Below are 24,106 nucleotides of genomic sequence, written 5' to 3' on the forward strand. Positions count from 1 at the left end.
CGGGCGCTCAGTCCGCGCTCACCGAGAGGAAGAGCGCGAAGACCGGCGGCGCGGCGCGCGCGAGCTCCAGGCGGCCGCCGGCGCCCTCGGCGAGGTCGCGCGCGAGCGACAGCCCGAGCCCGGACCCCGACGACGACACCGAGCGCTCGAAGATGTGCGGCGCCATCGACGCCGCCACCCCGTCGCCCTGGTCGCTCACCTCGATGACGACCGACGGCCCGGCCCGCCGGGCGTTGACCTCGACCGTGCCGCGTCCGTAGGCGAGCGAGTTCTCGAGCAGGGTCGTGAGGATCTGGCCGAGCGCCACCGGGGTCGCCCGCACGAGGAGCCCGCGCTCCCCGCTCACCTTGATGCTGCGCCGCGCCTGCGCGAAGGCCGGCTGCCACTCGCGCTGGAGGGACGCGAGGACGGAGTCGAGCGACACCGAGGGGTTGACCTCGGCGCCGTGCCGCGTGCGCGTCATGAGGTCGTCGACGACCTTGCTCAGCCGCTCGACCTGCCCGATGGCGATCGTCGACTCCTCGGCGACGACGGAGAGGTCGTCGGTGAGGTTGATCTCCTCGAGGCGCATGAGCAGCGCCGTGAGCGGCGTCCGCAGCTGGTGCGACGCGTCGGCCGCGAAGTCCCGCTCGGACGCGAGCCGCCGGGCGCCCTGGGCGGCGCCGCGGATGAGCGCGGCGTCGAGCCGGTCGACCTCGACGATGCCCGAGTCCAGCGGCACGGGCCGGTCACCGGCGTTGAGCCGGTCGACCCGCTGTCTGAGCGTCTCGAGCAGCGTCGAGACACGCGCCGCGCTGCGTTCCGCGAGCCACATGGCCCCGAGGACGGCCACGGCCAGGGCGGCGAGCACCGTGAGGCCCGGGGCCACCCACGTCGAGGGGTCGTCCGTCGTGGGCACGCCCTCGGCCGCGACCCCGGCCACGGCCGCGACGGCGGCGACGGTCGTGAGGCCGAACGCCTGGAGGACGACGGTCAGCGCGATGCGGCGCACGCGGCGTCAGTCCTCCGGGGAGTCGAACCGGAAGCCGAGGCCGCGGATCGTCGTGATGTAGCGGGGGCTCGCGGCGTCGTCGCCGAGCTTCCGGCGCAGCACGGAGATGTGCATGTCGAGCGTCTTCGTCGACCCGTACCAGGCGCTGTCCCAGACGTCGCGCATGAGCTTCTCGCGGGAGACGACCTTGCCCTCGTTGGCGACGAGGACGCGCAGCAGCTCGAACTCCTTGCCGGTCAGCTGCACCTCCTCGCCCCGCAGGAACACGCGGCGGCCGTCGGGGTCGATGTCGATGAGTTGCTCGCCCTCGTCCTCGGCGGCCTCGACGACGCCGCGGCGCAGCAGCGCCCGGGCCCGCGCCAGCAGCTCGGCGAGCCGGAAGGGCTTGGTCACGTAGTCGTCGGCGCCGGCGTCGAGCCCGACGACGGTGTCGACCTCGTCGGCGCGGGCGGTGAGGATGAGGACGGGCACGCCGCTGCCCTCCTGCCGCAGGCGGCGGCAGACCTCGAGCCCGTCCATCTTCGGCAGCCCGAGGTCGAGCACGACGAGGTCGGGCTGGCGCAGGGCCGCCGCGAGGGCCGACTCGCCGTCGGAGCACACCTCGACGTCGTAGCCCTCGCGCCGCAGGGCGCGGGCGAGCGGGTCGGAGATGGCCGGGTCGTCCTCGGCGAGCAACACCTTCGTCATGGGGGCGATCGTAGTCACGCAGAGCCGTTCGGCACGGCAGGGCGGCGTCCTCCCGGCGAGCGCTGGAGCTCGTGGAGGGTCACGACACCGATGCCGCGCAGCATCCGGCGGCGGCGTTCGACCGCCGTGAAGCCGGACACCGAGCCCAGCGCGCGGGCCATGTCCTCGTCGACGAAGACGGTGCCCGACGGCGTGACGGCGGTGATCCGGCTGGCCTTGTTGACCGTCACCCCGAAGACGTCCCCGAGCCGCGACACGACACGGCCGTGCGCCATCCCGACGCGCACCGGGGGCAGCAGCTCGTCCCCGGCCATCGCGTCGACGAGGTCGAGGGCGATCGCGGACGCCGCGGCGATGTCGGTGTGGACGAAGAGGACCTCGTCGCCCACCGTCTTGATGACGCGGCCGCCGTGCTCGGCGACGACGTCGCTCGCGAGCAGCTCGAAGTGCTGGACGAGCCGGGCGAGCTGGCGCTCGCTCATCCGCCGGACGAACGACGTGAACGACACGAGGTCGGCGAAACCCACGGCGCGCACGGGCGCCGACGGGTCGGAGCGGACGGCGGGGTCGGCGTCCGCGAGCATGCGCTGGATGGCGTTCGTCAGGTGCCGGCGCCACACGTAGACGAGCAGCGGCTCGATGTCGTCGATGGTGCGCGAGAGCAGGTTGGCGGCATCGGCGGCGATGCGGGGCTCGGGCACCGAGCGGGTGTCCTTGCCCTCGAGCTGGTCCGAGACCTCCGGCGTCAGCGACTCCGCGACGAGCTGGGTCTGCCAGACCGCGAGCCGGTCGGCGGTCCGCGCGAAGGCCCGGGTCATCCCCAGCGCGAGCTCCTCGCTCACCGCGCCCCGCTGGACGAGGTCGGTGACGCGGCGCAGGGCGGCCCGGTCGGCCTCGGTGAACATCGCCTCGTCGTCCTCGACGAGCTGGAAGCCCATGGCGTGCCAGAAGCGCCGCGCCTCCGTGGGGTCGACGCCGGCGGCGGCGCTCACCTCGGCACGGGCCATCGACGCCGAGCGGCCGAGCAGGGAGCGCTCGACCCGCTCCGCGAGGTCGTCGGCGGCCGGCTCCGGCGGCGGGACGGGGAGGACGGTCTCCTCCCCCGGCGGCTCCTGCGTCATCCCACCTCCCTCGCTCAGCGCGACCGGACGTGGACGACGTCGCCGGCGGAGACGCTCGTCGTCCCGCCCTCGGTGCGCACGGCCAGTCTGCCCTCCGCGTCCACGCCTGTCGCCCTGCCCCGCCGGACGCTGCCGTCGGGCTGGTGGACCTCGACGTCGCGCCCGACCGTGCCGCAGGCGTCGCGGTAGGCGGCGACCGACGGGCCCGCCGCGCCGGTGTCCTCCCGCAGGACCGCCGCGAGGTGGCGCAGGTAGGCGGTGAGCAGCGCGGCGCGGTCGACGCCCGGCGCACCCGCGGCCCGCAGCGACGTGGCCGTGTCGAGCGGCAGCTCCTCCCGCGCCGTGTCGACGTTGACCCCGCAGCCGACGACGACGCCGGCGGGCGGGACCCACTCGCAGAGGAGGCCGGCGAGCTTGCGGTCGCCGTCCCCCGGCACGAGGACGTCGTTGGGCCACTTGAGGCTCGTCGCGACGCCGGCCACGTCGGCGACCGCCCGGTGCAGCGCGAGCCCGGCGAGCAGGGGGACCCACCCGGCGCCGGACGCCGGCACGGGCACGCAGACCGAGACGGCGAGCGCCGTGCCGGGCGTCGTCGTCCACGCGCGACCGAGCCGGCCGCGCCCCGTCTCCTGCACCTCGGCGACGAGGACGCGCCAAGGCCGCGGGTCGGCGCGCACCTCGTCGTTCGTCGACCCGACCCGCTCCCGCACCTCGACCGGGAGCCACGGGTCGCCGGGTGTGACGGACGCCGCGTCCAGCGCCGCGTTCAGGGGGTTCTCGCTCACGGCGCCAAGGCTAGGCTCGGGTCATGTCGAAGAGCGACCACCACTCCATGGGCGGGACCGACGTACCGACCGACATCGACACGACGACCACCGCGGGGAAGCTGGCCGACCTCAAGCGGCGCGTCGCCGAGGTCGCCAACGCGGGGTCGGAGCGCGCGGTCGAGAAGCAGCACGCACGCGGCAAGAAGACCGCCCGAGAGCGCCTCGAGATGCTCCTCGACGAGGGCTCATTCGTCGAGATGGACAAGTACGCCCGGCACCGGTCGGTCTCCTTCGGGCAGGACAAGAACCGCCCCTACGGCGACGGCGTCGTCACCGGGTACGGCACGGTCGACGGCCGCACGGTCGCGGTCTTCGCCCAGGACTTCACGGTGTTCGGCGGCTCGCTCGGCGAGGTCTTCGGCGAGAAGATCTGCAAGGTCATGGACTTCGCGATGAAGGTCGGCTGCCCGGTCGTCGGGCTCAACGACTCGGGCGGCGCGCGCATCCAGGAGGGTGTCGTGTCGCTCGGCCTGTACGGCGAGATCTTCCGGCGCAACGTCCACGCGTCCGGGGTGGTCCCGCAGATCTCGCTCATCATGGGCCCGTGCGCCGGCGGCGCCGTGTACTCGCCGGCCGTCACCGACTTCACCGTGATGGTCGACCAGACGTCGCACATGTTCATCACCGGCCCGGACGTCATCAAGACCGTCACCGGCGAGGACGTCGGCTTCGAGGAGCTCGGCGGTGCGCGGACGCACAACACGAAGTCCGGTGTGGCGCACTACATGGGCACCGACGAGGACGACGCCGTCGAGTACGTCAAGGCGCTGCTGTCGTACCTGCCGAGCAACAACATGGAGGACCCGCCGGTCTTCGGCGAGGAGCTCGACCTCGAGGTCACCGACGACGACCGCTTCCTCGACACGATCGTCCCGGACAGCCCGAACGTCCCCTACGACATGCACCAGGTCATCGAGAAGGTCGTCGACGACGGCGAGTTCCTCGAGGTCTCACCGCTGTTCGCGCCGAACATCATCACCGGCTTCGGCCGCGTCGAGGGTCGCTCGGTCGGGGTCGTCGCGAACAACCCGATGCAGTTCGCCGGCACGCTCGACATCGACGCCTCCGAGAAGGCCGCCCGCTTCGTGCGCACCTGCGACGCATTCAACGTCCCCGTGCTGACCTTCGTCGACGTGCCCGGCTTCCTCCCGGGCACCGACCAGGAGTGGGACGGCATCATCCGGCGCGGCGCGAAGCTCATCTACGCGTACGCCGAGGCGACGGTCCCGCTCGTCACGGTCATCACCCGCAAGGCCTACGGCGGCGCCTACGACGTCATGGGCTCCAAGCACCTCGGCGCCGACATCAACCTCGCGTGGCCGACCGCGCAGATCGCCGTCATGGGCGCGCAGGGCGCGGTGAACATCCTCTACCGCAAGGAGCTCGCGAAGGCCGCCGACAAGGGCGAGTCGGTCGAGGAGGCGCGGGCCGCGTTCATTAAGCAGTACGAGGACGCGCTGGCCAACCCCTACGTCGCCGCCGAGCGCGGGTACGTCGACACCGTCATCACCCCGTCGAACACGCGGATGAACGTCACGAAGGCACTGCGGGCGCTGCGCACCAAGCGTGAGTCCCTCCCGCCGAAGAAGCACGGGAACATCCCCCTGTGACCGTCGACGACGTGCAGCAGCCCGAGCCGCCGGCCATCCGCATCGAGGGAGCCGCGACCCCCGAGGAGGTCGCGGCGGTCGTCGCCGTCCTCCTGGTCGCCGGCGGGGGCGAGGACCCCCCGCCGCCGCAGCGCACCTCGACGTGGGCGGCGCACGACGCCGCCGTCCGCCGGCCCGTCGGCCACGGCCCCGGCGCCTGGCACACCACCTACCGCCGCTGACCGCCTCTCGCCCACCGCCACCGGCCTCCACGCGAGCGGCCGTACACAAACTGACGAATGTGTCGATTCGTGCACACCCCCGGGCTCACCAGACGTACACGAACTGACGAATGTGTCGATTGTCGTACGCCCCGAGGGCTGACGGCGTGCCCTGCCAGGCCTGTTGCCACCCCTGACCTGTGGACAACGCGATCGGATGCCGCGTCGGGTGCCACGCTCGACGGATGCAGACCGACGACCCGCTGGGCCCTTTCCTCGCGACGGATGCCGCCGCCCTCGGCATCTCGGGTCGGGCGCTCCGTGGGTCGCGATACCGGACGGTCCTGCGCGGAGTACTCGTCGACGCACGGGTACCCGACACGGTCGTCGTCCGCTCTCGCGCGGCACTCCTCGTCGCCCCCGACGGCGCGGTCCTCAGCCACTGGACGGCGGCTCGCCTCTGGGGCGGCCGGGTCCCGGACCACGACTGTCTCCACGTCGCGTTTTCCCGCCGCGTGCGATGGAGGCTGCGCGGGGTCAAGCCGCACTGTTTCACCTACCGACTCAGCACCACTCGCAGGCACGGCCTCCCGGTCACGACGCCTGCCGTCACGTTCTGTCATCTCGCGAGGTTCCTCGGGCTGGTCGACCTCGTCGCCCTCGGGGACAGCCTCGTACGCCGCGGGCACATCTCGGAGCTCGACCTTCGTGCGTCCGCCGAGGGCTGGGAGGGCCAGTGCCGCGCCGAGGCCATCGACGCCGCGCGCCTCGTCCGGGACGGCGTGGACTCGTCACCCGAGACGTCGCTGCGACTGCTCATGGTGTTGTCCGGCCTCCCTGAACCGCAGATCAATGTCACCGCCCACCACGAGGACGGCTCGATCCGCTATCGCATCGAGCTCGCCTTCGAGGGGCACCGGGTCGCCATCGAGTACGACGGTCGGTGGCACGAGGAACCCGCCCAACGCCTGCGCGACTCCTCGCGCCGCTCGCGGTTGACCGAGGAGGACGGATGGACATTCCTCGTCGTCACTCCGGACGAGCTGTTCAACGCCACGGAGAACCTCGTCAGCCGGTTGCACCACGAGCTGGGGGCCCTGGGTGTCCCGGTGCCCGCCCGACCGCACGACGACTGGCGCCGCCACTTTCGTCTCACTCGCGTGGCCGCCTGATCGCGCGCCATCGCCGACCGTTCGTTCATCGACACCTTCAACGATCGCCGCACGCCCCCTCCGACCCGCGCGTACATCAATCGACACATTCGTCGATTGCTGCACACCCCGTGCCGTTCAGGCGTGCAGCAATCGACACATTCGACGATTGCTGCACACCCCGCCCCGTTCAGCCGTGCAGCAATCGACACATTCGACGATTAGTGCACATCTGCCGGGGTCAGGGGGTGCGGCGGGCGACCGACCGCTCGAGCTCGGCGTGGTGCTGCGGGTCGAGCACCCGCGCCCCGAGCACCTGGTGCGCCGCCTCGAGGTCGCCGCACAGCGCCCGGAACACCCGCGGCACGACGATGCCGTGCTCCGGACGCTCCACCACCTCCACGACATCGCCGACCGACACCGTCCCCGGCTCGAGCACCGCGAGGTAGGCCCCCGTGCGACCGCGCTCGGTGAAGCGCTGCACCCAGCCGCGCTCCCCCATCCACGCCCCGAACGTCGCGCACGGGATGCGCGGCCCGGTGACCTCGAGCAGCGCCGTCCCGACCCGCCAGCGCTCCCCGACGAGCGCCCCGTCGACGTCGAGGTCCGCCGTCGTGAGGTTCTCGCCGAACAGACCGTCCCGCAGCTCGCGCCCGAGCTCGGCGCCCCAGTGGTCGAGCTCCTCGCGGGCCACCGCGTAGACCGCCTGCGACGACCCTCCGTGGTGCTTGCGCGAGACGACGTCGTCCCCGACGACGCCGCTGCCGAGCCCGCCACGCTTCGGCCCGGGGTCGCGGACCTCGACCGCGGCGACGGGCCGCTTGTCGATGGCGCTGGCCCGGCCGCGCGACCCGACGCCCGCGCGCGGACCGCCCACGTTGACCGACCGGATGCGTGCTGTCACGGGCCCGAGCCTAGGCCGGGAGACCGGGGCGCCGCAGACGGTCTCCTCGGGTAGCGTCCGCCGGGTGAGCGAGCCCACCACCGTCCGCACCCCCACCGCCGTCGACGCCGTCGCCGACGCCCACTTCGACGCCGCCGTCGCCCTGAGCCCGGTCGAGGCCACCTACCTCGGTGTCCCCGGCCACGACCACGAGCTCGACGACCTCTCCCCCGAGGGCTACGCCGCGCACGCCGACCTCGCCCGCTCCACCCTCGCCCGCCTCGACGCGACGGAGCCGGTCGACGACGTCGACCGCGTCACCGTCGCCGCGATGCGCGAGCGGCTCGGGCTCGCGCTCGAGACGCACGACGCCGGCCTGGACCGGATACAGCTCGACGTCATCGCCTCCCCGCTCCAGGGCGTGCGCGACGTGCTCGACCTCATGCCGACCGACACCCAGGAGCAGTGGGCGACGATGGCCGCGCGGGTCGCCCAGATCCCGCGGGCCCTCGCCCAGTACACCGGCACGCTGCGGGAGTCGGCCGACCGCGGGCTCGTGACGCCCCGCCGTCAGGTCGAGGCGTGCATCCGCCAGTGCGAGGACCTCGTCGCGCCCGACGGCTACTTCGCGGCCTTCCTCGCGGACGCCCGGGCGGGCGACGCGCCGCTGGACGACGCGGTCGCGGCCGACCTGCGTCGCGCCGTGGAGGGGGCCGCCGCTGCGTACCGGCGCGCCGGCGAGGACCTCGCGACCCACCTGCTCGACCGGGCGCCCGAGTCCGACGCCGCCGGACGCGACCGCTACGCCCTCGCGTCGCGCACCTTCCTCGGCGCGACCATCGACCTCGAGGAGACCTACGCCTGGGGCCAGGAGGAGCTCGCGCGGATCAGCGCGGACATGGAGCGCACCGCCCGGCGCATCGTCCCCGGAGGCAGCGTCGACGACGCCGTCGCCCACCTCGAGCGCGACGAGGCCTACCTCCTGCACGGCACGGACGCGCTGCAGGCCTGGATGCAGGAGCGCGCCGACGAGGCCGTCGCCGCCCTGGCCGGCACGCACTTCGACATCCCCGATCCGGTGCGCACCATCGAGTGCCGGATCGCCCCGACGCAGTCGGGGAGCATCTACTACACCGGCCCGAGCGACGACTTCACGCGGCCCGGCCGGATGTGGTGGTCGGTGCCCAAGGGGGTCACCGAGTTCGTCACCTGGAAGCAGCTGACGACCGTCTACCACGAGGGTGTCCCCGGTCACCATCTCCAGGTCGCGCAGACGGTGTACCGCCGCGAGCTGCTCAACACGTGGCGCCGGATGATGTGCTGGGTGAGCGGCCACGGCGAGGGCTGGGCCCTCTACGCGGAGCGCCTCATGGCCGAGCTGGGCCACCTCGAGGACCCCGGCAACCACCTGGGGATGCTCGACGCCCAGTCGCTGCGGGCCGTCCGCGTCGTCATCGACATCGGCCTGCACTGCGGCTTCGACGCACCCGCCGAGGTCGGGGGTGGTGCCTGGACGTACGACAAGGCGTGGACCCTGCTGCGCCGCCACGCCCGGGACGACGAGGCGATGCTGCGCTTCGAGCTCGACCGCTACCTGGGCTGGCCGGGTCAGGCCACCAGCTACAAGGTGGGTGAGCGGCTCTGGCTGCAGATGCGCGACGAGGCGGCGGCGCGCGAGGGTGACGCCTTCTCGCTCAAGGACTTCCACCGACGGGCGCTCGACGTCGGCTCCGTGGGACTCGACGTCCTGCGGGAGGCGGTCGTCGGGACCTGAACCTCCCCGGCCGACCCGGTCCGGGAAACTGGGGCCCCCGAGGGGGTGGACACCGGTGGACCCCCGTCCCCTACGCTGGAGGATCACGGGGGGTGGGGCCGGCGACCGGGTCGATGCCTCCCCGTCCTGCGACCGTGGGACACGGACACGGACACGGAGGAGCGCCGGTGCCGAGATCACGAGGGAGACGCCCCGCGGGCAGCAACACCCGCGAGGACATCCTCGCCGCGGCCAAGCACCAGTTCGGCGAGCACGGGTACCCCGGCACGACGCTGCGGGCCATCGCGCGCGAGGCCGACGTCGACACGCGCCTCGTCACGCACTACTTCGGGACCAAGCAGAACCTCTTCGTCGCGGTCGCCGACTTCCCCTTCGACCCCGACCAGCTGGCGGGGGCCGTCCTCTCCGAGGGTCCGGAGCGCGCCGGACACCGTCTGGCGGAGGTGGTCATCCGGATGTTCGACGACCCGGGCACGCGCCAGTCGATGACCGGGCTGGTGCGCGCCGCCGCCTCGGAGGACGACGCGGCGCTCCTCGTCCGTGACGTGCTGTCGGAGCGGATGCTCACCCCGCTCGCCCGCCTGCTCGGCGGGGACGAGCCCGAGCTGCGGGCCTCGCTCATGGGCAGCCAGCTCGTCGGCTACATCTTCTCCCGCTACGTGCTGTCGCTGCCGGGCATCTCCGACGAGGACCCGGAGCGTCTCGTCGCCGCCGTCGGTCCCGTCCTGCAGCACTACCTGACCGGCGCGCTCGAGGACGCCGTCACCCGCTGACGGCCGGGCCGTCGACCGGCCGCCGGGCGTCCACGGGCCGAGCACCGCCGCCCCGCGCTCCCCTCCGGCGCAGGAACAGGCGAGAATGCCCGCGTGGAGCCCGCCGCGCTCGTCGTCGCCATCATCCTCGTCGTCATCGTCGTCAGCCGTCTCGCCGCCCCCCTCCGGGTCCCGGCGCCGATCGCGCTGCTCGTCGTCGGCGCCGTGCTGTCCGCCGTCCCCCAGGTCCCCGAGATCCGCCTCTCCCCCGAGGTCGCGCTCTTCGGGCTGCTGCCGCCGCTGCTGTATTCGGCGGCGCTGTCGAGCTCGCTCGTCGACATCCGGACCTTCCGCTCGAAGATCCTCAGCCTGTCGGTCGGCCTCGTCCTCTTCACCGCGTTCGGGGTCGCGCTCGTCGTGTGGGCCCTCATGCCGGGCGTCTCGTTCGCCCTGGCGCTGGCGCTCGGAGCGGTCGTCGCACCCCCGGACGCCGTCGCGGCCACCGCCGTGGCCCGCCGGATCGGCCTGCCGCGCAAGATCACGACGATCCTCGAGGGCGAGTCGCTGCTCAACGACGCGACGGCGCTCGTCACCCTCCGCACCGCCCTCGCGGCCGCCGGCCTCGCGGCGCACGGCGCCGAGATCACGGAGGTCACCTTCGCGTCGGTCACCCTCGAGCTGCTGGTCGCGGCGGTCGGCGGCGTGGCCGTCGGGGTCGTCGCCTTCGTCGTCATCGGCTGGATGCGCCGTCGGCTCACCGAGGTCGCCGCCGACACGGCGCTGTCGTTCATCGCGCCGTACGTCGCGTACGCCCCGGCGGAGGCGGTCGGCGCGTCGGGCGTCCTCGCCGTCGTCACGGCAGGCCTGCTGCTGGCCTACCGCGCGCCGGTGCTGCAGTCCGCGCCGTCACGCCTGGCGGAGCGCATCAACTGGGGCAGCGTCACCTTCGTCCTCGAGAACGCGGTCTTCCTGCTCATCGGGCTGCAGGTGTGGACGCTGTTCCAGGACACCCGTACCGGCGAGCTCGGCGCCGGCCGCACGCTGGCCGTGGCCGGCGCCGTGCTGCTGACCGTCCTCGTCCTGCGGCCGCTGTGGCTCTTCGGGCAGTCGGTCGTCCAGGTGCTGCGGGGCCGGGCCGACCGCCGGCAGATGGTCGGGTGGTCCCTCGTCACCGGCTGGGCCGGGATGCGGGGGGTCGTCACCCTCGCGGCGGCCCTCACCCTGCCCGAGGACACCCCGATGCGACCCGAGCTCGTGCTCATCGCGCTCGTCGTCACCGTCGGCACGCTCGTCCTCCAGGGCACGACCCTGCCGGCGCTCGCGCGGGCGCTCGACGTCCGCGGCCCCGACCCGCGCGAGGACGCGCTCCAGGAGGCGACCGTGCTCGGCGCCACGACCGGGGCCGGGCTGCGCCACCTCGAGGCCGACCCCCACGTCGACCAGGACGTGCTCGAGGTCATCCGCCAGCAGGCCGCCGACCGGGTCAACCGCAGCTGGGAGCGCCTCGGGACGCTCGGCCGGACCGACCGCGAGAGCCCCGCCGAGGCCCGGGCCCGGCTGCGCGCCGAGATGATCCGCGCCGAGCGCGAGGAGCTGCTGCGCATCCGCGGCAACGGCGAGGTCGACCACGCCGTCCTCACGAGCGTGCTCGCCCAGCTCGACGCCGAGGAGACCGCCCTCGTGTGGAGCGCCACCCGCACGGCCGGGGTGCGCGAGTCGGAGCTGCGGCCCCCCGACCGGGTGGCCGGCGCGTGCGAGCACCTCGCCGACGACAGCGCCCCGCACCCGCCGTCCGACACCGAGGGGTGCCCCGAGTGCCGCGCCGAGGGCCTCACCTGGGTGCACCTGCGCTCGTGCACCGAGTGCGGGCACGTCGGCTGCTGCGACTCCTCCGTCGGGCAGCACGCGAGCCGCCACTTCCACACCTCGGGTCATCCCGTGATGCGCTCGATCGAGCCCGGCGAGGCGTGGCGCTGGTGCTTCGTCGACGAGGTGCTGGGCTGAGGCCCGGCGCCGCCGTCTAGCGTGTGCGCCATGCCCGACGTCACCCTCGTCCTCGCCTCCGCCAGCCCCGCCCGCCTCGCGACCCTCCGGTCGGCCGGTGTCGAGCCCGTCGTCCGGGTCTCCGACGTCGACGAGCCCGGTGCCGTCGCCGCGGCCGAGCAGGAGCACGGCACGCTCGCGGCCGAGGACGTCACCCTGCTCCTCGCCCGTGCGAAGGCCGAGGACGTCGTCGCGAGCCTCGAGGAGTCCGGCGAGGACCTGCAGGTCGAGCTCGTCCTCGGCTGCGACTCCATGCTCGAGCTCGACGGCGAGATCCACGGCAAGCCCACCGACGCCGCCGAGGCCGTCGAGCGCTGGCGGCGGATGCGCGGGCGCTCCGGGGTCCTGCACACCGGCCACTGGCTCGTCGACCTGCGCGACACCGGCGACGGCGGGACCGGTGGCCAGCTCGGTGGCACGGCGAGCACGACGGTGCACTTCGCCGACCTCTCCGACGCCGAGATCGACGACTACGTCGCGACCGGGGAGCCCCTGCGGGTCGCCGGCGCCTTCACCCTCGACGGCCTCGGCGGGCCCTACGTCGCCGGCATCGAGGGCGACCCCGGCACCGTCGTCGGCGTCTCCCTGCCGCTGCTGCGCGAGCTCGTCGGCGAGCTCGGTCTCGCCTGGCACGACCTGCGCACCCGCTGACGCGACCCTCCCCCCTCGCCCCGTCGCGGGCTACACCGCGGTAGCTGTCGCCGTGGCGGCAGGTACTGCGGTGTAGCCCGCTGCGGGAGTTCGTCAGAAAGTACTTGACAGAGTGGAAAGTACTTTCGTAGCGTTGGGTCCATGCACACGACACGGGAGGGATCCACGATGAACGACATCACGCCCCAGCAGGCCCGCGAGCGGCTCGCCCACGCGGAGGCCGCCACCGGCCGTCGCGACGCCGAGCGCCGCGTCCACGCCTGGGCCACCGCCGGCTTCGGCGCCGTCATGGGCGCCTACCTGTCGCTCTCACGGGCGACCGACGACACCCCGCTCGAGCAGCCCCTGCTCGTCGCCTACGTGCTCGCGGTCGCCGGGCTCGCGACGTGGCAGACCCGCGCCTCGCGGGCCTGGCCACGGCACGCCCGGCGCGCCGGCCGGATCGGGCTCGGGACGACCTTCGGGCTGTTCCTCGTCGCCGCCATCGGCCTCAACATCCGCGAGGCGGAGCAGAAGATGGACGGCTTGGCCCCGTCGGAGAACCCGTGGCTGCTCGCGCTCGCCGGGGTCGTCGTCGCGGCCCCGATGCTCCTGGCGGCGGTGCGCATCCGCCGCGGTGACCCGCGGTGAGCGCCGACGGCACCACCCGTCCCCCGCACGCGCGACACCGCCTCGACGACGTCCTCCACGCCCCGGTGCGCTTCAGCATCGCCGCCACGCTCGCCGGCGTCGACGAGGCCGAGTTCGCCCTCGTCCGCGACGAGGTGGAGGTGTCGGACTCGGTGCTCTCCAAGCAGGTCTCGGCGATGGAGCAGGCCGGCTACGTCAAGGTCCGCAAGGGCTACGTCGGCAAGCGGCCGCGGACGTGGCTGTCACTCACGCGAGCGGGCCGCGACGCGTGGCAGGGCCACCTCGCGGCGCTGCGCGACATCGCCGGCGCCTGAGCACGCCGCCCGTCCCCTGCCCGAGAACCCGTCGAGTGTACAGAACACGCCGTGCGAGCGACCGGGCACGCGGCGTGTTCTGTTCACTCGACGGCTGGGGGCCGAGGTCCGGACGAGGTCAGACCGGGGGGACGTCGCGGCGCTTGGACGAGAAGTGCCGGTCGCGGCGGGCGGCGTAGCGCAGCCGGTGCAGCAGCTCGGCCCGCAGCTCGTCGGCCTCGACCACCTGGTCGACGACGAGATCGGCGGCGAGCCGCTCGAGGTCGACGTCCTCGAGGTACTCGGCCCGGCGTGCCTCGACGAACGCGTCGCGCGCCTCGGCCCCCTCGGCGGCCTCGATCTCGGCGATCTTGTTGGCGTACACCGCGTTGACGGCGGCCTCGGGGCCCATGACGGCGATGCGCGCCGTCGGCAGGGCGATCGTCGCGTCGGGGCCGAAGCCCGGCCCGCCCATCGCGTACAGCCCTGCGCCGTAGGCCTTGCGGACGACGACGCAGAACTGCGGCACGGTCGCGGAGGCGACGGCCGAGACCATCTTCGCGCCGTGCCGGATGATGCCGCCACGCTCGACCTCGGAGCCGATCATGAAGCCGGGGACGTCAGCGAGGTAGACGAGCGGGATCGAGAACGCGTCACACAGCCAGATGAAGCGTGCGGCCTTGTCGGCGGAGTCGGTGAACAGCACACCGCCCTTGACGGCCGAGTTGTTGGCGACGATGCCGACCGACTCCCCCGCCATCCGGCCGAAGCCGACGACGAGCTCGGGGGCGAAGAGCGGCTTGATCTCGAAGAAGCTGCCGTCGTCGACGAGGCCGTCGATCAGCTCGTGGACGTCGAACGGCTGGCTCTCGCGCTCGGGCACGCTGGCCTGCGTCAGCGGCGCGGCCGGCTCCTCGGCGTGGTAGCTCGGCGTGGGGACGCGCCACGAGTCGGGCACGTACGAGAAGTACAGGCGGGCGAGCTCGATGGCCTCGGTGTCGTCGGCGGCGAGCAGGTCGCCGACGCCCGAGACGGTGCAGTGCATCCGGGCGCCGCCCATCTCCTCGAGCGACACCTTCTCGCCGACGACCATCTCGGCCATCCGCGGGCTGCCGAGGTACATCGAGGCGTTGCCCTCGACCATGATGATGACGTCACAGAAGCTCGGGATGTACGCGCCGCCCGCGGCCGACGGGCCGAAGAGGCAGCAGATCTGCGGCACCTTGCCCGAGAGCGCGACCTGGTGGTGGAAGATCCGCCCCGCCCCGCGACGACCCGGGAACATCTCGACCTGGTCGGTGATCCGGGCGCCCGCGGAGTCGACGAGCCAGAAGACCGGCAACTCCTCGCGCAGCGCGGTCTCGGTGGCGCGCACGATCTTCTCGACGGTGCGCGCGCCCCACGACCCCGCCTTGACGGTCGGGTCGTTGGCGATGACGACGACGGGCCGGTCCTCGACCGTGCCCCGCCCGGTGACCACACCGTCGGCCGGCAGCCCAGCCGCGCGCGAGTTGGCGTAGCGGCCGTCCTCGACGAATGAGCCCTCGTCGAGCAGCAGCGCGATGCGGTCGCGGACGTAGAGCTTGCCCTGGGCGGCGAGCTTGGCCGCCGCCTTCTCCGTCGGCGCGGCCGAGGCCGCGTGGGCCGCCTGCAGCCGGGCGCGGACGTCGGCGACGCGGGCGTCGGTGGTCACGGGGTCGGTGCTCATGCCGGGAGGCCGAGGCCCTTCGCGAGGACCATCCGCTGGACCTCGGAGGTGCCCTCGCCGATCTCGAGGATCTTCGCGTCGCGGTAGAAGCGCGCCACCGGGTACTCCTCCATGAAGCCGTTGCCGCCGAAGACTTGGGTCGCGATGCGGGTCGCGGTGACCGCCGCCTCGGAGGTGTAGAGCTTCGCCTTGGCGGCGGCCTGCTTGACCTCCTCGACCGAGCGGCGGCCGGCCTCGTGTTCGTCCTTGAGCCACGCGGCCCGGTAGGTGAGCAGGCGGGCGGCGTCCTCCATGACGGCGAGGTCCGCGACGGGGAAGGCGACACCCTGGTTGACGCCGATCGGGCGACCGAAGGCGATGCGGGACTTCGCGTACGCCGCGGCCTCCTCGCGCATCCGGGTGATGAGGCCGAGCGCGAGCGCGCTGATCGCGATGCGCCCGTCGTCGAGGGTCTTGAGGAACTGGTGGAAGCCGCGCCCGCGCTCTCCGAGGAGGTTGGCCTCGGGCACGCGGCACCCGGCGAACGAGAGGCCGTGGGTGTCGGAGATGTTCCAGCCCATCTTCTGGTAGGCCGGCTCGACGGTGAACCCGGTTGTACCGGAAGGGATCATGATGGCGCTGATCTCGGGACGGCCGTTGTCGAGCGTGCCGGTGCGCGCCGTGACGGTGACGACGGACGTGATGTCGGTGCCGGAGTTCGTGATGAACGCCTTCGCCCCGTCGACGACCCAGTCGCCGCCGTCGAGCACCGCCTTGGTGCGGGTGGCGCCGGCGTCCGACCCGGCGTCCGGCTCGGTGAGGCCGAAGCCGGCGAGCGCGCGGCCGGCGACGAGGTCGGGCAGGAAGCGCTCCTTCTGCTCGTCGCTGCCGTACGTGAGGATCGGGTTGATGCCCAGGCCGACCCCGGCCGAGAGCGTGATGCCGATCGACTGGTCGACCCGGCCGAGCTCCTCGATGGCGATGCACAGGCTCGTGAAGGCGCCGCCGTCGGCGTCCTCGAGCGACCCGCCGAACGCCTCGGGGACGACGAGCCCGAAGAGCCCGAGCTCCCCCATCCGCGGCACGAGGTCGGCCGGGAAGTGGTGGTCGCGGTCCCACTGCGCGACGTGCGGCTCGACGGCGTCGGTCGCGAACTCGCGGACGACCGCCCGGAAGTCCTCGTGGTCCTTGCTGAGCTCGTACATGGGCGCCCCTTCGCGCTCGAGGTGCACGGCCCCGGGTCACGGCGGCCGGCGGTGGTCACGTTCTTGACGTTGACGTCAACGTAAAGCAATACTCGCCTCCGTGACAAGCCAGCGCACCTCCCCCGGCACGACGGACGTCCTGCCCGACGAGGTCGACCCGGCGGGCGACGCCACGACGTGGACGATCGCCGAGGTCGCCGACGAGTTCGGCGTCACCCACCGCACCGTGCGCCACTACGAGGACCTCGGCCTCATCTCCCCCGAGCGCCGCGGCACGACGCGCGTCTACCACCGGCGCGACCGCACCCGCCTCGGGCTGGTCCTGCGCGGCAAGCGCCTCGGGTTCCCGCTCGAGGAGATCCGCACGATCATCGACCTCTACGACGCCCCGCGCGGCCGGCGCAGCCAGCTGGAGTACGTCCTCGCCCAGATCGACGAGCGGCGCGCCGACCTCGAGCAACGCCGGCGCGACCTCGAGGCCGCGCTCGCCGAGCTCGACGGCTTCGAGCGCCGCTGCCGCGAGGACCTCGGCCGGATGCGCTGAGCCGCGCACCACGACCGTCCGCCGGCGCTCCGGCTCAGCCCGCGAGGAAGGCGTCGACCTCGGCGCGCGTGGGGGCGGTGTCCGGGCCACGCCGGGTCACCTTCACAGCGGCCGCCGCGTTGGCGCGCACCGCCGCGTCGACCCACGAGAGGCCGGCAGCACGCTCGGCGAGCAGCACCCCGGTGTGGGTGTCGCCGGCGCCGTTGGTGTCGACCGGGCGCTGCGGGTGGCCCGGCAGCACGTCGTCGCACCCGTCGGCCCGCACGAGGCATCCCCGCGGACCGTCTCGGACGACGGTGACGGCGTCCGGCCGCAGGATGCCGGCCACGACCTGCGCCGCCTCCTGCAGGCCGCGCAGCCCGGCCAGCGCCTCCGACTCCTCGGCGTTGCCCGTCCACACGGTCGTGCGGGCCAGCAGCGCGTCGCGGACGGCGGCGGGCGCCTCGGCGAAGGCGGCGCCGGGGTCGAGGACGACGTGCACCCCGTCGTCGAGGGTGCCGAGCCACTCCATCAGCGGGTCGCGCGTGCGCCCGACGAGCGAGTAGCCGCTGACGCAGACGAAGTCGCCCGCGACGGGGGCGCTCGTCGCCAGGGAGGCGACCGTGATCTCGCGCTCGGCGCCCTGGGTCGTCACGAAGCTGCGCTCCGCGCTCGGCTCGACGAGCACGATGCAGACCCCCGTGTCCGAGCCCTCGACCGGCGGGGCCGACGCCTCCACGCCGTCCGCCGCGAGCGCGGCCCGCACGAGGTCGCCGTTCGGGCCGGTGCCGACGGCGCCGGCGTGCACGGCGTGCGCTCCCGAGCGGGCCGCCGCGAGCAGGATGGTCACGGCGCCACCGGCGTAGCGCCGGTAGGAGGTGGCCATGACGTTGCCGCCGCCCCGCGGGAGGGACGGCACCTCCATCACGGCGTCGACGAGGGCCTGCGCGGTGTGGATGACCCGGGGCGGCATCCTCCGACCCTAGTGACGCCCGACCGCCCGCGAGGCCCTCGGCCGTCCGCGCGTCAGCCGGAGAGCCGCTCCCAGAGGTAGCGACCGTCGTCGGCACGCGCGCACACGACGCGCACGCCGTCGAGCGTCGTCTCGCGCAGGCCGACGTCGGCGAAGCCGCACGGTTGCCCGGCCCGGACGACCACGGGACCGACCTCGACCGTCCCGGTGCTCGGCGACGGCGACGCGGTGGGGCTCGGTGGGGTCGACGCGGACGGGGTCGCCGTGGGCGTCGGCCCCGTGGACGAGCGTCCGACGGGAGACCTCTCCGGCGTCGGACCCGACGGCTCGTCGAGCCCGCCCGTCGCCCGGACGACGCCACCGACCAGCACGGCGAGCACACCGAGCGTCGCGCCGAGGAGGAGGACCCGCGAGCGCCGTCCACGGCCACCCGGGGACGGCGGCGCGGCCGGCGCCACGACGCCGTCGGCGCCGTCCGACGGTGGCGGGATGGTCACCGGGGCCGCGGCGACCGAGGCGCGGGTCGGCAGGTCGTCGAGCGGGGTGACGCCGAGCTGCCACCGCCCGCCGGGGTCGGCCTCGACGTGCCGGAGGACCTCGACGTCACCCATCGCCCCGGGAGTCCAGGTGAGGCCGCTCCCGGCGAGGAGGAGGGCGGCGGCCTCGGCCGAGCCCGGACGGGCCGCCGGGTCGGCCGCTGACATCGCCTCGATCGCCGACCACAGCTGCGCGGGGCACCCGGCCGGCCGCTCGGCGGACCGGGCGTCCGCCGGCCGCAGCGCGGTGAGCATCGCCCGGCCCACCTGCCCGGCGGCGTAGACGTCGACGAGGGGCGTGACCTCGTCGTCCTCGGACTCGGGGGCGATGTACCCGGGCGTTCCGGTCACCCCGCCGGTGCGCGTGAAGCGCGGCACGCTCTCGTCGACCGCGATGCCGAAGTCGGTGAGCAACAGGTGCGGACGCTCGCGGCCCGTCGCGAGGAGCAGGAGGTTCGCCGGTTTGACGTCACGGTGGACGATGCCGGCACGGTGCACGGAGCCGAGGGCGGACAGCAGCTGGCGCAGCAGCTCGGCGACGAGCAGCGGCGGGAGCGGGCCGTGGTCCCCCACGAGCGAGGCGACGGAGCCCCCGTCGACGACGGGCATCGTGAACAGGACGCGGTCGTCCTCCCCCGCCCACCCCAGCGGCGTGAGCACGTGCGGGTGCCGGACCCGGACCGCCTGCTCGCGCACGAAGCGCAGCAGCGAGACGGCGTCCGACTGCCGCAGGACCTTCGCGGCGACGACCCGTTCCTCGCGGCGGTCCCAGACCCGCCAGACCGAGCCCATCCCGCCCTCGCCGATGACGTCGAGCAGCTCGTAGCGCCCGGCGAAGACCTCACCCACGCGCGACGTCCGCGGCCCGGCGCAGGACCTCGGCGAGCACCGGCGACCCGACCCGGCTCGCGGCCGCCGCGAGCTCGTCGGCGTCGACGACGCGGGCGAGCGCGCGGGCGGCGGCTGCGACGTCCGCGCCGGCGTCGGCGGTGAGGGTGGCCTGCTCGGCCGCGATCTCCTCCAGGCGCGCCTGCAGGCCCTCGGCGTCCGCGGGGGCGCCGCGCCGCGCGAGGTCGAGCAGGGACTCGAGCCGGTGCACCACGGCCGGGTTGCCGATCTTCGTCCGTTGCCCGCTGAGCAGCTGGGAGAGCATCGGGGCGGACAGGCCGAGCACGCGGGCGAGACCGGCCTGCGAGAGCCCGAGCGCCCCCCGGACCTCGGACGCGAGGTCGGCGAGCGGTGCGCCGTACAGGGCGCGCTGCTGCTCGAGGGCCTCGGTCGTCGTCACGGCGGCCAGTGTAGGGACCGGGGACCGCACGCCGGCTGCACCTTGACGTTTGCGATCGCGAATGTATACGGTCGCCATCGCGCACCACGAGCGTCTTCTACCCGGGGGGTCCAGACCATGCCACGCCACGCCCGCCGCGCCCTCGCGCTGGCCGCCACGCTGATGACGACGGCCCTGCTCGTCGCGCCACCCGCGACCGCCACGGCGCCGACCCGGGCCCCGGCCGGCGGAATCGCCGCCGAGGACGACCCCGCGGACTCGCGCCTGCTCCTGCTCCTCGACGCCTCCGGGTCCATGAAGCGACCGGACCCGTCGGGCCTGTCGAAGATGGAGGCCGCGAAGCAGGCGCTCACCGCGGTCGTCCGCGACCTCCCGGCAGACAGCTCGGTCGGCCTGCGCGTGTACGGCGCCGAGGTCGACGGCGGTGGGCGGCCGACGAAGGCCGCCTGCGCCGACACCCGTCTCGTGCAGCCCGTCGGCCCGCTCGACCGGGCGGCGATGACGCGCACCATCAAGGGCTTCCGGGCCCTCGGCGAGACGCCGATCGCCCGCTCCCTCGAGGCGGCCCTCGACGACCTCGGCCCCACCGGCCGGCGCACCGTCGTCCTCGTGTCCGACGGCGAGGAGTCGTGCGTGCCCGACCCGTGCCCGGTCGTGCGACGGCTCGTCGGGTCCGGGGTGGACCTGCGCATCGACACGGTCGGCTTCGGGGTGGACGCGGCGGCCCGCCGGCAGCTGACGTGCATCGCCCGGGCCGGAGGCGGGACCTACTACGACGCCAAGAACGCGGACGAGCTGGCCACCAACCTCACGCGCCTCTCGGTGCGCGCCGCCCGGCAGTTCGGGACGTCCGGGACCCGGGTCGCCGGGACCACCGGGCCCGAGGGCGCGCCGGTGCTCACCGCCGGCCAGTACGTCGACACGTTCACGTCGGGCGCGGCGCCCGAGCACCTCGTCGTCCGGCGGACGATCCCCCGGTCCACCCTGCACGTCTCGTTCGTCGCCCGGCCCGGCGTGGACCTCGAGGGGGACGACGTCACCGACGACGTGATCGAGTTCCGGGCCGAGGACGCGCGGGGCTCGTCCTGCACCAGCCTCCCCGGCCGGGCGCAACGCATCGGCCTGTCGAGCCTGGCATCCGTCGTCAGCGACTCGCTCGTCCTGCCCGGCGGCACCGCCCAGGATCCCGAACGCTGCGGCGACCTCACCGACATCCCGCTGCGCGTGACCCGGACGGGGTCCGGGACGCCGGTCGACGCCGAGATCCTCGTCGTCGAGGAGCCTCCGGTCACCGACGTCGACGCCCTGCCGGAGCCGGCGCCCGAGGCCGACCCCGTGCCCTCGACCGTCGACGCGGGCGCGGCCCGGCCGGTCGTCGGTGGCACCGACTTCGGCAGCGCCACCCCCGTCACGGCGGGGACGTGGACGGAGCAGTACGTCAGCGGCGAGACCATCTACTACCGCGTGCCCGTGCAGTGGGGCCAGCAGGTCAAGCTGACCGTCGGCCCGGTCCGCCCCGCCACCGACGAGTTCACCGGCCCCCTCTTCGACGCCAACCTCTTCGACCCCACCCGCGGGCGGGTGTCCGCCGGTCCCCTCGGGACCCTCGGTCGCCCCGACTCCCGGGTGGTCCGCGAGAGCGCGCCCGTCCGGTACCGCAACCGGGAGGACTTCCCCACCCGCTTCTCGAGCCTGGCCGGCCAGTACTACGTCGCGATCTCGGTCCCCCGGGTCGACTCCGACGTCACGGTGCCCCTCGACGTGACGTTCCGGCTCGAGGTCGCCGGGGAGGCCTCTGCCGCACCGGCGTACGCGACGTCCACACAGGTCTCGTCGCCGTCACCGGTCGTGTCGGCGACCCCGACCGTCGGGTCGACCGACGCCTCGACCGCTGACTCGGCCGCCACGGCGGAGCGGGCCCCGGGCCTGCCCGGATGGGTCTGGGTGGCGGGCGGCCTCGTCGCGGCCACGGCCGCGGTCGTCGGGGCCGCCGTCCTCGCGAGCCGGAGGGACGTCGCGCGCGACCGGTCCTGACGAGGGTGTGCTCGTCAGCCGACCTGCGTGCGCACCTCGTAGAGCTCGGGGAAGAACGTGAGGTCCAGCGCGCGGCGCAGGAAGTCGACGCCGCTCGACCCGCCCGTGCCGACCTTGTGGCCGATGGTGCGCGTGACGACCTGGAGATGGCGGAAGCGCCACTGCTGGAACAGGTCCTCGATGTCGACGAGCTCCTCGCAGGTCTCGTAGACGCCCCAGTGCTCGTCGGGGGCGGCGTACACCTCCGCGACGACGGCGACGAGGTCCGGGTCGAGCCGGTAGGGCGCTCGGACGTCCCGGTGCAGGACCGCCTCCGGGACGGCGTACCCGCGGCGCGCGAGGAGGCGCAGGAACTCGTCGTAGAGCGTCGGCTCGGCGAGGAGCTCCTCGAGGAGGGCACTCGCCCGGGCGTCGTGCTCGAACACGCGGAGCATGTCGGCGTTCTTGTTGCCGAGGAGGAACTCGACCGCGCGGTACTGGTCGCTCTGGAAGCCCGAGCTCGTCGCGAGGAACGGGCGGATCTGCGCGTACTCGCTCGGCGTGAGGGTCGCGAGCACGTCCCACATCTCCACGAGCTGACGCTGCACGTGCTTGACCCGCGCGAGCCGCTTGAGCGCCGGGGCGAGCTCGTCGGCGGCGAGCAGCGTTCGCGCGGAACGCAGCTCGTGCAGCAGCAGCTTGAGCCACAGTTCCGACACCTGGTGCTGCACGATGAAGAGCAGCTCGTCGTGCTGGGGCGGCTCGCTGCGGGGGTGCTGCGCCGACAGCAGCGTGTCGAGGTCGAGGTAGGCGCCGTACGACATCGCGGTGCCGAAGTCCCGCGAGATGCCCTCCTCGAGTGCTCGCTGGGCCCGGTCGACCGCGTCGTCGCTCATGGTCGCCATCGTGCCACCGCGCGCCCCGGCCTCGTGGCAGGCCTCGTCCCGGACGGACGGACCACGACAACCCCGCACGTGCGGCGTCGTCGCTGTCCGCCCCCCTCCCGGACCACGAAAAGCCCGCACGTGCGGGGTTGTCGATGCCCGCACGCCTCCCGGACCACGAAAAGCCCGCACGTGCGGGGTCGTCGATGCCCGCACGCCTCCCGGACCACGAAAAGCCCGCACGTGCGGGGTTGTCGATGCCCGCACGCCTCCCGGACCACGAAAAGCCCGCACGTGCGGGGATGACGCCCGGAGGGCTCAGCCCGTGACGGCGCCCCGGTACCAGTCCGGCCCGACGAGCGCGGCGACCTCGGCGGGGTCGACCGGGGTGAACGCCGGCGCCCCCCGACCCTCCAGCACCTCGGCGAGCTCGTCGAGGCGGCGGGCGGCGAGGTCGGCCCCCGCGGCGCGCGCCGTCGCGTCCATCCGGCCGACCGCGTCGCCCCAGATCGCGCGCCCGGCCATGAACCCGCTGCAGCCGTGGTCGGCGGCGACGTCGAGCTGGGTGCGGAACCCCTCGTAGGTGACACCCGCCGACAGCAGGACCCACGGCCCGGAGACCGCCTCGTCGAGGGCGGCGCAGGCCTCGTGCGCGGCGTCCAGGTCATCGAGGTCGAGGACGGGGAACTCGACCTTCATGATGTCCGCGCCGGCCTCCCGGAAGGAGCGGGCCGAGGCCAGGACGCTGCTGCGCCGCACGCGCTGCACGGTGGGGTCGGCGGTGTCCTCGTCGCCGGTCGGGAACCACAGCGGCTCGACGACGAGCGGCATCTGCAGGGCCCGGCACTGCGCCGCGGCGTCGGCGACGACGGCGTGCTGCTGCTCGACGACCTCGGCGGGCTGGTCCTCGCGGTGGAAGACGACGAGCTTCGCCGCGTCTGCCCCGAGCGTCGCGAGCACCTGCGGCCCCCACCCCTCCTTGAGGTGCAGCCCGGTGTCGAAGCCGACCGCGCTGTCCGGCCGGTAGTACAGGTCCTCGATGCCGCTGATGACGCCGACGTCACCGGGCACGACGCCCGCGGCGACGGACTGGCCGAAGCTCCAGACCGGGTCGACGAGCACCGAGGTCGCGTGCCGCGAGAGCACCCTCAGCATGTCGAGCTTGGACTCCACGACCTCCTCGAACGAGACGGCGTCGAGGTCGGCGTCGAAGAGGCGCAGGTAGTTCTCGGGGTGGTCGATGGCCATCGTGCGGATGTGGCCGGCGGCGTCGCAGATGCGCGCGAGCCGCCGGTGCAGGCCGATGGTGGAGGGGGTCGGGACGCGAGGCGTTGACAGCGCTGTCATACCGCCTTACGGTACGCGGAGCGAGGCGGTCCGACAA

General features: G+C 73.9%; 23 protein-coding genes. 11 read left to right on the forward strand and 12 right to left on the reverse strand.

Translation table 11 applies throughout. From position 1 onward, the window contains the following. Positions 1-7: 7 nt before the first annotated feature. Genes KMZ30_RS20410 through KMZ30_RS20425 form a run of 4 tightly spaced genes read right to left on the reverse strand, consistent with a single transcriptional unit; the run spans position 8 to position 3,584 of the window. Positions 8-991, reverse strand: coding sequence for a sensor histidine kinase (locus KMZ30_RS20410; RefSeq protein WP_308279890.1), 984 nt, complete (start codon positions 989-991; stop codon positions 8-10). Between the two features lie 6 nt (positions 992-997). Next, on the reverse strand, positions 998-1,678 hold the full coding sequence (locus KMZ30_RS20415; protein WP_030527677.1) for a response regulator transcription factor: 681 nt from the start codon (positions 1,676-1,678) through the stop codon (positions 998-1,000). A 14-nt stretch (positions 1,679-1,692) separates the two neighbouring features. Then, the gene (locus tag KMZ30_RS20420) at positions 1,693-2,799 is read right to left on the reverse strand and encodes an adenylate/guanylate cyclase domain-containing protein (protein ID WP_051750361.1); all 1,107 of its coding nucleotides are present in this window, start codon (positions 2,797-2,799) and stop codon (positions 1,693-1,695) included. A 14-nt stretch (positions 2,800-2,813) separates the two neighbouring features. Then, positions 2,814-3,584, reverse strand: a complete 771-nt coding sequence (locus KMZ30_RS20425; protein ID WP_308279891.1) for a biotin--[acetyl-CoA-carboxylase] ligase — start codon at positions 3,582-3,584, stop codon at positions 2,814-2,816. Positions 3,585-3,607: 23 nt separating this feature from the next. Between KMZ30_RS20425 and KMZ30_RS20430 the strand changes: the two genes are divergently transcribed. The 3 genes from KMZ30_RS20430 to KMZ30_RS20440 all read left to right on the forward strand — a co-directional run bounded on the left by KMZ30_RS20430 (position 3,608) and on the right by KMZ30_RS20440 (position 6,608). After that, positions 3,608-5,236 carry an acyl-CoA carboxylase subunit beta gene (locus KMZ30_RS20430; RefSeq protein ID WP_215514370.1) on the forward strand — a complete coding sequence of 543 codons (1,629 nt, stop codon included), beginning with the start codon at positions 3,608-3,610 and terminating at the stop codon, positions 5,234-5,236. Then, on the forward strand, positions 5,233-5,457 hold the full coding sequence (locus tag KMZ30_RS21920) for an acyl-CoA carboxylase epsilon subunit (RefSeq protein ID WP_215514371.1): 225 nt from the start codon (positions 5,233-5,235) through the stop codon (positions 5,455-5,457). Before KMZ30_RS20430 ends, KMZ30_RS21920 begins: the two co-directional genes overlap by 4 nt. 224 nt (positions 5,458-5,681) lie before the next feature. Continuing rightward, positions 5,682-6,608, forward strand: a complete 927-nt coding sequence (locus KMZ30_RS20440; protein WP_215514372.1) for a hypothetical protein — start codon at positions 5,682-5,684, stop codon at positions 6,606-6,608. Positions 6,609-6,828: 220 nt separating this feature from the next. Here the strand turns inward: KMZ30_RS20440 and KMZ30_RS20445 are convergent, their stop codons facing one another. Continuing rightward, positions 6,829-7,491, reverse strand: a complete 663-nt coding sequence (locus KMZ30_RS20445) for an MOSC domain-containing protein (protein ID WP_308279892.1) — start codon at positions 7,489-7,491, stop codon at positions 6,829-6,831. A 64-nt stretch (positions 7,492-7,555) separates the two neighbouring features. On the opposite strand from KMZ30_RS20445, the gene KMZ30_RS20450 reads away from it, so the two are divergent. The 6 genes from KMZ30_RS20450 (at position 7,556) to KMZ30_RS20475 (ending at position 13,634) form a co-directional block, all read left to right on the forward strand. Further along, positions 7,556-9,244 (forward strand): DUF885 domain-containing protein, encoded by a 1,689-nt coding sequence (locus KMZ30_RS20450; protein WP_308284338.1) that lies wholly within the window; start codon positions 7,556-7,558, stop codon positions 9,242-9,244. 167 nt (positions 9,245-9,411) lie between these two features. Further along, positions 9,412-10,017 (forward strand): TetR/AcrR family transcriptional regulator, encoded by a 606-nt coding sequence (locus KMZ30_RS20455; RefSeq protein ID WP_215514373.1) that lies wholly within the window; start codon positions 9,412-9,414, stop codon positions 10,015-10,017. 93 nt (positions 10,018-10,110) lie between these two features. Beyond that, positions 10,111-12,000 carry a cation:proton antiporter domain-containing protein gene (locus KMZ30_RS22560; RefSeq protein WP_215514374.1) on the forward strand — a complete coding sequence of 630 codons (1,890 nt, stop codon included), beginning with the start codon at positions 10,111-10,113 and terminating at the stop codon, positions 11,998-12,000. A gap of 30 nt (positions 12,001-12,030) precedes the next feature. Then, positions 12,031-12,690 carry a Maf family protein gene (locus tag KMZ30_RS20465; RefSeq protein ID WP_215514375.1) on the forward strand — a complete coding sequence of 220 codons (660 nt, stop codon included), beginning with the start codon at positions 12,031-12,033 and terminating at the stop codon, positions 12,688-12,690. Positions 12,691-12,831: 141 nt separating this feature from the next. Then, positions 12,832-13,320: a hypothetical protein gene (locus KMZ30_RS20470; RefSeq protein WP_215514376.1), complete on the forward strand. Its 489-nt coding sequence runs from the start codon at positions 12,832-12,834 to the stop codon at positions 13,318-13,320. After that, positions 13,317-13,634: a winged helix-turn-helix domain-containing protein gene (locus tag KMZ30_RS20475; protein WP_215514377.1), complete on the forward strand. Its 318-nt coding sequence runs from the start codon at positions 13,317-13,319 to the stop codon at positions 13,632-13,634. The genes KMZ30_RS20470 and KMZ30_RS20475 overlap by 4 nt, the downstream gene beginning before the upstream one ends. 118 nt (positions 13,635-13,752) lie before the next feature. On the opposite strand, the gene KMZ30_RS20480 is transcribed toward KMZ30_RS20475, so the two are convergent. Together KMZ30_RS20480 and KMZ30_RS20485 are read right to left on the reverse strand one after the other, a co-directional pair. Next, a complete protein-coding gene (locus KMZ30_RS20480; protein ID WP_215514378.1) occupies positions 13,753-15,321 on the reverse strand; it encodes an acyl-CoA carboxylase subunit beta in 1,569 nt (522 codons plus the stop codon). Continuing rightward, complete coding sequence (locus KMZ30_RS20485) at positions 15,318-16,505, reverse strand: acyl-CoA dehydrogenase family protein (RefSeq protein WP_215514379.1); 1,188 nt, start codon at positions 16,503-16,505, stop codon at positions 15,318-15,320. Before KMZ30_RS20485 ends, KMZ30_RS20480 begins: the two co-directional genes overlap by 4 nt. 139 nt (positions 16,506-16,644) lie before the next feature. Here KMZ30_RS20485 and KMZ30_RS20490 point away from each other — a divergent pair, with 139 nt between their 5' ends. Further along, positions 16,645-17,049 (forward strand): MerR family transcriptional regulator, encoded by a 405-nt coding sequence (locus tag KMZ30_RS20490; RefSeq protein WP_215514398.1) that lies wholly within the window; start codon positions 16,645-16,647, stop codon positions 17,047-17,049. Positions 17,050-17,083: 34 nt separating this feature from the next. Here KMZ30_RS20490 and KMZ30_RS20495 read toward each other — a convergent pair whose 3' ends face one another. Genes KMZ30_RS20495 through KMZ30_RS20505 form a run of 3 tightly spaced genes read right to left on the reverse strand, consistent with a single transcriptional unit; the run spans position 17,084 to position 19,825 of the window. Further along, on the reverse strand, positions 17,084-18,001 hold the full coding sequence (locus KMZ30_RS20495; RefSeq protein WP_215514380.1) for a PfkB family carbohydrate kinase: 918 nt from the start codon (positions 17,999-18,001) through the stop codon (positions 17,084-17,086). A 53-nt stretch (positions 18,002-18,054) separates the two neighbouring features. Then, positions 18,055-19,386: a serine/threonine-protein kinase gene (locus KMZ30_RS20500; protein ID WP_215514381.1), complete on the reverse strand. Its 1,332-nt coding sequence runs from the start codon at positions 19,384-19,386 to the stop codon at positions 18,055-18,057. After that, positions 19,379-19,825 (reverse strand): helix-turn-helix domain-containing protein, encoded by a 447-nt coding sequence (locus KMZ30_RS20505; RefSeq protein ID WP_215514382.1) that lies wholly within the window; start codon positions 19,823-19,825, stop codon positions 19,379-19,381. Before KMZ30_RS20505 ends, KMZ30_RS20500 begins: the two co-directional genes overlap by 8 nt. Positions 19,826-19,942: 117 nt before the next feature. Here KMZ30_RS20505 and KMZ30_RS20510 point away from each other — a divergent pair, with 117 nt between their 5' ends. After that, the gene (locus KMZ30_RS20510; protein WP_215514383.1) at positions 19,943-21,859 is read left to right on the forward strand and encodes a vWA domain-containing protein; all 1,917 of its coding nucleotides are present in this window, start codon (positions 19,943-19,945) and stop codon (positions 21,857-21,859) included. 14 nt (positions 21,860-21,873) lie between these two features. Here KMZ30_RS20510 and kynA read toward each other — a convergent pair whose 3' ends face one another. Together kynA and KMZ30_RS20520 are read right to left on the reverse strand one after the other, a co-directional pair. Further along, on the reverse strand, positions 21,874-22,734 hold the full coding sequence (gene kynA, locus KMZ30_RS20515) for a tryptophan 2,3-dioxygenase (protein ID WP_215514384.1): 861 nt from the start codon (positions 22,732-22,734) through the stop codon (positions 21,874-21,876). A gap of 306 nt (positions 22,735-23,040) precedes the next feature. Beyond that, positions 23,041-24,069 carry a beta/alpha barrel domain-containing protein gene (locus KMZ30_RS20520; protein ID WP_215514385.1) on the reverse strand — a complete coding sequence of 343 codons (1,029 nt, stop codon included), beginning with the start codon at positions 24,067-24,069 and terminating at the stop codon, positions 23,041-23,043. Positions 24,070-24,106 lie beyond the last annotated feature (37 nt).

The organism is Phycicoccus mangrovi (genome assembly GCF_018729305.1).
In the GTDB taxonomy this organism is placed as follows: domain Bacteria; phylum Actinomycetota; class Actinomycetes; order Actinomycetales; family Dermatophilaceae; genus Phycicoccus; species Phycicoccus jejuensis.

Bases quoted from the DNA above. Each gene is read 5' to 3' on its own strand.
- KMZ30_RS20520 (WP_215514385.1), bottom strand. From the start codon at position 24,069: ATGACAGCGCTGTCAACGCCTCGCGTCCCGACCCCCTCCACCATCGGC.
- KMZ30_RS20470 (WP_215514376.1), top strand. From the start codon at position 12,832: ATGCACACGACACGGGAGGGATCCACGATGAACGACATCACGCCCCAG.
- KMZ30_RS20485 (WP_215514379.1), bottom strand. From the start codon at position 16,505: ATGTACGAGCTCAGCAAGGACCACGAGGACTTCCGGGCGGTCGTCCGC.
- KMZ30_RS20430 (WP_215514370.1), top strand. From the start codon at position 3,608: ATGTCGAAGAGCGACCACCACTCCATGGGCGGGACCGACGTACCGACC.
- KMZ30_RS20415 (WP_030527677.1), bottom strand. From the start codon at position 1,678: ATGACGAAGGTGTTGCTCGCCGAGGACGACCCGGCCATCTCCGACCCG.
- KMZ30_RS20420 (WP_051750361.1), bottom strand. From the start codon at position 2,799: ATGACGCAGGAGCCGCCGGGGGAGGAGACCGTCCTCCCCGTCCCGCCG.
- KMZ30_RS20440 (WP_215514372.1), top strand. From the start codon at position 5,682: ATGCAGACCGACGACCCGCTGGGCCCTTTCCTCGCGACGGATGCCGCC.
- KMZ30_RS20465 (WP_215514375.1), top strand. From the start codon at position 12,031: ATGCCCGACGTCACCCTCGTCCTCGCCTCCGCCAGCCCCGCCCGCCTC.
- KMZ30_RS20510 (WP_215514383.1), top strand. From the start codon at position 19,943: ATGCCACGCCACGCCCGCCGCGCCCTCGCGCTGGCCGCCACGCTGATG.
- KMZ30_RS20495 (WP_215514380.1), bottom strand. From the start codon at position 18,001: ATGCCGCCCCGGGTCATCCACACCGCGCAGGCCCTCGTCGACGCCGTG.
- kynA (WP_215514384.1), bottom strand. From the start codon at position 22,734: ATGAGCGACGACGCGGTCGACCGGGCCCAGCGAGCACTCGAGGAGGGC.
- KMZ30_RS20480 (WP_215514378.1), bottom strand. From the start codon at position 15,321: ATGAGCACCGACCCCGTGACCACCGACGCCCGCGTCGCCGACGTCCGC.